Origin of the sequence: Nonomuraea diastatica (genome assembly GCF_004349015.1) — a bacterium.
GTDB lineage: Bacteria > Actinomycetota > Actinomycetes > Streptosporangiales > Streptosporangiaceae > Nonomuraea > Nonomuraea diastatica.
Window position 1 is genome coordinate 1 of sequence record NZ_SMKP01000338.1, and the last position, 4878, is coordinate 4878.

General features: G+C 67.6%; 5 protein-coding genes. 4 read left to right on the top strand and 1 reads right to left on the bottom strand.

Going from position 1 to position 4878, the window contains the following annotated elements; genetic code table 11:
• Window positions 1-240: 240 nt before the first annotated feature.
• The gene (locus tag E1294_RS58730; RefSeq protein WP_132520294.1) at window positions 241-333 is read right to left on the bottom strand and encodes a helix-turn-helix domain-containing protein; all 93 of its coding nucleotides are present in this window, start codon (window positions 331-333) and stop codon (window positions 241-243) included.
• Between the two features lie 214 nt (window positions 334-547).
• Here E1294_RS58730 and E1294_RS51025 point away from each other — a divergent pair, with 214 nt between their 5' ends.
• The 4 genes from E1294_RS51025 to E1294_RS51040 are packed head-to-tail and all read left to right on the top strand — an operon-like array spanning window position 548 to window position 4573.
• On the top strand, window positions 548-778 hold the full coding sequence (locus E1294_RS51025; protein ID WP_132520297.1) for a hypothetical protein: 231 nt from the start codon (window positions 548-550) through the stop codon (window positions 776-778).
• A 47-nt stretch (window positions 779-825) separates the two neighbouring features.
• Window positions 826-1413, top strand: coding sequence for a (2Fe-2S)-binding protein (locus tag E1294_RS51030; RefSeq protein ID WP_132520300.1), 588 nt, complete (start codon window positions 826-828; stop codon window positions 1411-1413).
• Between the two features lie 2 nt (window positions 1414-1415).
• Window positions 1416-2393, top strand: a complete 978-nt coding sequence (locus E1294_RS51035) for an FAD binding domain-containing protein (RefSeq protein ID WP_132520303.1) — start codon at window positions 1416-1418, stop codon at window positions 2391-2393.
• Window positions 2390-4573 carry a xanthine dehydrogenase family protein molybdopterin-binding subunit gene (locus E1294_RS51040; RefSeq protein ID WP_132520306.1) on the top strand — a complete coding sequence of 728 codons (2184 nt, stop codon included), beginning with the start codon at window positions 2390-2392 and terminating at the stop codon, window positions 4571-4573. Before E1294_RS51035 ends, E1294_RS51040 begins: the two co-directional genes overlap by 4 nt.
• The last annotated feature ends 305 nt before the right edge of the window (window positions 4574-4878 follow it).

Sequence of the window (4878 nt, forward strand, 5' to 3'; positions counted from 1 at the left end):
TGGCGGCTTTGGCGATGGGATCCCACTCGTTGTGGGCGAGTTGGAGGTATCGCACCGTGGTGCCGTTTTTGTTCTTCCGGGTCGCTGTCCTGACGAACATGTCATCAGACCGTAGCAGTGTGTGTGCACGTCGTGATGGGGTTATCGGCAAAGTCGTGTCACTAGGGCTTTCCGCCGCTTCCACCAGGCCAGACCGCGCTGACCTGCGGGTTCAGGCCCGAACATGCCCTGGATCATGAATTAGCTGCGGAACGCGGGGCCCACACCGACACCGAAACCGGCGGCGACCTCGGTGAGCGTCTCGCCCTTGCGTAGATGGACCAGGACGAGCATTGCCTGCTGGCCAGAGCTGAGGCGCCGCCACGGCGAGCTGATCGCCTTGCGATGCCGGCGCAAACGCCGGACAGGTAGGACAGGGTCTGAGATGACAACGACAGCGCGGCACGCTAGAAGAGCAACTCGGAGCCTCTGGTCCGACGGTTGATCCTGGTCGACAACCCTTCTACCAGGGGCTCTTCTACTTGACGATCAAGATTTACCGCACGCCATGCCCGCGACCCGCGGCTTCGGGTTGGAAATCCTCACGGCCGCCTACGCCTCCACAGTCCGCGCCGCGGTCGCCGTCCTGATCGCGCTGAACGAGCAGATCAACTCCCTCGAAGAACAGGTCGAGGCGCACCTGAACGAGCACCCGAATCCCCGAAAATCGAAGACAGGCCACGAGCACGAACGGGCCGGCCAAAATCCAGCTTTTCTCCGTTTTTTATACGTGGACTGATTCGATGGATCGCGGACAGCCAGGATCATCTGAAGGGGATTCATCGTATGGACGACGGACCCAGCCGACGAGCGTTCCTGTCGAGGGGCCTCACCGCCGGGGCGGGGCTCGCGGCGCTCGGCGGACCGCAGCCTCCAACTGCCGGTGTCACGGCGACGGTCTCGGCACCACCGGACGCCATGTCGATCACGTTGACCGTCAACGAGCGGCGCCGTACGGTCCGGGTCGATCCGCGGGTCAGCCTGCTTGACGCGCTCCGCGGCGAACTCGGCCTGACCGGGCCGAAGAAGGGATGCAACCAGGGCGCGTGCGGCGCCTGCACCGTCCTCCTCGAAGGACAGCGCATCCTGTCCTGCCTGACGTTCGCCGCGATGTTCGACGGCACCGATATCACCACGGTCGAAGGCCTGGCCGACGGCGACGAACTGCATCCCGTGCAGCGGGCCTTCATCGAGCACGACGGCTTCCAGTGCGGATTCTGCACCTCCGGGCAGGTCACCTCGGCAGTCGGGCTCCTCGCGGAGAACCCGAGCCCGTCTCGAGAGGAGATCAAAGAAGGGATGAGCGGCAATCTGTGCCGCTGCGCCGCCTATTCCAACATCGTGGACGCCGTCGAGTCGGCAGCGGGGGTGTGACCGTGGACCTGCTCTCCTTCTCCCGGCCGCGCGGAATCGACGAGGCGCTCCGGATCCTCGGCCGAGACAGACAGGCGATCCCCGTCGCGGGCAGCACCGATCTGGTGACCTTGCTGCGGGACGGCATCAGGGCCACCTCCCATCTGGTGGACCTCAACGGGCTCGGCCTGGACGAGATCCACTGGCTGCCCGGCGGCGGCGTCAGGATCGGCGCGTTGGTCAGGAACGCTGTGGCTGACACCAGGTTGCGCCGCGCGTATCCCGTGCTGGCGGAGGCACTCCGTTCCGGGGCCTCGCCACAGATCCGCAACCGGGCGACGTTCGGCGGCAACGTACTCCAGCAGACAAGGTGCACCTACTACCGGTTGCCGGAGTTCGCCTGCAACCGCCGCTCCCCCGGCTCGGGCTGTGCGGCGATCCAGGGAGACAGCAGCCGGCACGCCATCTTCGGGGCGAGCAACCAGTGCGTCGCGGTCCACCCCTCCGACCTGTCGGTGGCACTGCAGGCGCTGGAGGCCGTGGTGCTCGCCCAAAGTACCGCCGGGCGGCGCCGGATCCCGGTCGACGCGTTCTTCCGGCTGCCCGGCACCACCCCGCACGTCGCCAGCGAACTACGTCCTGGAGAGCTCATCACCGGGATCGAACTGCCCGCGTCTGATCACGCGGCCACGTCCCGCTACGTGAAGTTCCGTGAGCGAACCTCCTACGCCTTCGCGCTGGTCTCCGCGGCGGTCGCGATCGAAGTGCGCGACGGCGTGGTCCGTACTGCCCGGGTCGCGCTCGGCGGCGTGGCGGCCAAGCCGTGGCGTTCGACAGCGGCCGAGCAGGCGTTGACCGGCAACCGGCTGACCGAGGAGACGATCACCGCCGCCGGAGAGGCGGCCGCCGACGGCGCTCGTCCCCTCCGCCACAACAAGCACAAGGTCGAGCTGGTCAAACGAGTCGTCCGCACCGCACTCACCGATCTGGAGCAGGCATGACGATCAGCAGGGTGGAGGCCCGGGAAAAGGTCACCGGCGCGGCCACGTACACCGACGACGTCCGGGTCCCAGGCACCGCTTACGCCGCGCTGGCCGGCAGCACAATCTCAGCCGGCCGCATCAAGCGTATCGACGCGCGTCAGGCCCGTTCCGCGCCGGGCGTGCTGGCAGTGATCACCCGTGCCAAGTACGCCGGCACGCCCCCGGTGCCCTACCTGGCCGAGTCGCGCCTGCCCCTGATCGACAACGAGATCCACTATGCCGGGCAGTACATCGCCATGGTGGTGGCCGAGACTCAGGCCCAGGCCGACCATGCGGCGAGCCTGCTGCGAGTCGACTATGAGCGGCGCAGCCCGGTGCCTTCGCTGGACGCGGCGCTGCCCGAGGCATTCGTGCCGCCCCGCACCGGCCACGCCGCCGCGTTTCCCCTGGAATACCAGCGAGGCGACGCCGATCGTGCACTGGCCGCCGCCCAGGTCCGGGTAGAGGGCGAATACCGTACGGCGACGCTGAGCCACGCGCCGATCGAACCCTCCTCCACGCTGGCTTCCTGGACGGGCGACCGGCTCACCCTCTACGACTCCACCCAGACCGTCCACGAACACCGCCCGTTGATCGCCACCGCCTTCGGTATCCCGGAGGACAACGTCCGCATGATCTGCTCCTTCGTCGGCGGCGGATTCGGCAACAAGTCGTGGGTCTGGCCACACGTCTTCCTCGCCCCGCTGGCCGCCCGTGCCGTACGGCGGCCGGTACGGGTGACCATCACCCGCAAACAGGTGTTCACCGGGACCGGCCACATGGCGCCGACGATCCAGCGCGTCCAGCTCGGCGCCACGGCAGCCGGCCGCCTGCAAGCGATCATCCACGACAGCGTGAACGCCACCTCCCCGTTCGATCACCGCCCGGAGACCGCGGCAATGATCAGCATGATGGCCTACACCGCGCCGACCGCCAGAATGCGGATGCGCGTGGCCAGGGTCAACACCGGCACCGGCGGACAGATGCGCACCCCCGGCGACAGCGCCGGCGCGTTCGCGCTGGAGAGCGCCCTGGACGAACTGGCCTACGAGCTCGATCTCGACCCGGTCGAACTGCGCAGGCGCAACCATGCCGACCACGACCCCTTCACCGGGAAGCCGTACACCGACAAACAGCTCCTGGCCTGCTACGAACGCGCAGCCGACCGCTTCGGCTGGAAACGCAGGAACCCCGAGCCGAGGTCCATGCGCGACGGCGACGACCTCATCGGGTACGGCATGGCCGGCGGCCACCGGATGGAACACCAACGCCGAGCCAGAGCCACGGTCGACCTCACCGACGAGGGCACCGCGATCATCAGGACAAGCACCGTCGAGATCGGCGGCGGCAGCCTCACCACACTCACCCAGATCGCCGCCGAAGCCCTGAGCCTGCCCACCGACCGGGTGGGCATCCGGCACGGCGACACCGCCCTGCCTGTCTCCGCCCCCACACACGGCTCCCGCATCTCCGGCAGCACCGGCTCCGCCGTGCTCCTCGCCGCCCGGGACGCGATCAGCGGCGCGATCGAGCTGGCCGTCGGCGACCGCCGCTCACCGCTCCACCGGGCCGACCCGGCGAAGGTGACCGTACGGCGGGGCGGGCTGTACGCGGATGATCGCGGAGAACCCTTCCACGACCTGCTACGCCGCAACCGGGTCACGAATCTGCGCGGCGAGGGCGATTTCCAGCCGGTCGGGGAGAACGGCAAGCACGCGATGGGCACTTTCGGCGCCCACTTCACCGAGGTACGAATCGACCGCACCCTGCCAAGAGTGCGGGTTGTGCGGCACGTCGCGGCCTTCTCGATCGGCCGGGTGCTCAACGAGCGTACGGCGCGCAACCAGGCCCAGGGCGGTATCATCATGCGACTCGGCGCCGCGCTCATGGAGAACCAACGCCCCGACCCGGTCTCCGGCCGTTTCCTGGACCCGGCGCTCACCGACTACCACGTCCCGGTGAACGCCGATATCGGCGACATCGACGTCATCTTCGTCGGCGACCCGGACACCGACGCCAACCCGGTCGGCGCCCGCGGACTCGGCGAAATCTCCGCGGTCGGCATCTGCGCATCCGTCGCCAACGCCGTCTATCACGCAACAGGCAAACGGATACGCAGCCTGCCCATCACCTCGGAGAAACTCCTAGTACTCCAGTGACACTTTGCGATCTTGAGGCGTTGGGTCACATGGCGACGGCCACCGCGTGATCATTCGGAGTTTGTGAGAACAACCAATGATCGTGCGGTGGCCGCGAGCCACAGCGTAGACCCTGGCGGCTGGATGGTCGTCTTCAACCCGCGTTCCGCAGCTAATTCATGATTCAGGGCATGTTCGGGCCTGAACCCGCAGGTCAGCGCGGTCTGGCCTGGTGGAAGCGGCGGAAAGCCCTAGTGACACGACTTTGCCGATAACCCCATCACGACGCGCACACACACTGCTACGGTCTGATGACATGTTCGTCA